The following is a 1,242-nucleotide window of genomic DNA, read 5'->3' on the forward strand; positions in this document are numbered from 1 at the left end:
GCCTGCCCCCATTAGGTGGTCCGGTCCAAATCTAATGCATAATGGGCTTGCTGGCGACGTTTGAGGTGGCCGGCGAAGCGGGTTGGGGTGGCGCAGCCGGCCACGGCACAGCGGCGGGTGCGGGTGGACGGTAGCCCAGCGAGGAGTGCGGGCGCACCGTGTTGTAGTGCCTCCGCCAGCTCTCGATGACGATCCGAGCCTCGGCGAGGCTGTAAAAGATCTCGCCGTTCAGAAGTTCGTCGCGGAGCTTCGAGTTGAAGCTCTCGCAGTAGCCGTTCTCCCATGGGCTGCCAGGTTCGATGAACGCCGTTCTAGCACCCACTGCCGAGATCCACTTGCGCACCGCCTTGGCGATGAACTCGGGACCGTTGTCGGAGCGAACGTGCCCCGGCACGCCGCGCACGATGAAGAGGTCCGACAACACGTCGATGACGTCGGTGGATTTCAGCTTGCGGTCGATCCGGATACACAGGCACTCGCGGGTGAACTCGTCGATCAGATTGAGCATGCGGAACTTGCGCCCGTTGTGGGTTCGGCCCTCGACGAAGTCATAGGACCACACGTGGTTCGCCCGCTCTGGCCGAAGCCGAACGCACGAGCCGTCGTTCAGCCAGAGCCGGCCGCGCTTGGCCTGCCTGGCCGGCACCTTCAGGCCTTCCTGCCGCCAGATCCGCTCGACACGCTTCACGTTGACCAGCCACCCGGCATCCCGCAGCAGGGCCGTGATCCGGCGATACCCGTAGCGACCATACCGCGTCGCCAGCTCGATGATGTCGGCCGTCAACCCCGCATCGTCGGCTCGACCCTTCGGTGCCTTGCGCTGTGTTGATCGGTGTTGCCCCAAGACCCGGCACGCCAAACGCTCCTTAACGCCATGCATCTTCATGACGTGCTCGATGCATCGGCGACGGCGGGCGGGGCTCACCAGTTTCCCGAGGCGGCCTCCTTCAAGATCAGCTTCTCGAGCGTCAGGTCCGACACGGCCTTGCGCAGGCGCTCATTCTCCTTCTCGAGGTCCTTCAACCGCTTCACCTGATCCAACTTGAGACCGCCGAACTCCTTGCGCCACCGGTAATACGTGAACGGCGTCACGCCGATCGCACGGATCGCCTCCGCCACAGGGCGACCTTGCGACAACAACACGTCCACCTGCCGAAGCTTGGCGACGATCTCTTCCGGCTTGTGCTTCTTCTGTCCCATTCTCATGTCCTCCAGCGGCTCAAAAGCCTACTTCAGCGAGGA

Annotated in this window: 1 protein-coding gene; it reads right to left on the reverse strand. The window is 63.5% G+C overall.

The features are described 5' to 3' along the window. Window positions 1–31: 31 nt before the first annotated feature. A protein-coding gene (locus O5O54_RS22165) for an IS3 family transposase (protein WP_279484015.1) occupies window positions 32–1,200 on the reverse strand; the annotation gives its coding sequence in 2 pieces (ribosomal slippage) (window positions 32–936 and window positions 936–1,200; 1,170 coding nt in all). Window positions 1,201–1,242: the final 42 nt, after the last annotated feature.

The organism is Aureimonas sp. SK2, assembly GCF_029813115.1.
Taxonomy (GTDB): Bacteria; Pseudomonadota; Alphaproteobacteria; order Rhizobiales; family Rhizobiaceae; genus Aureimonas.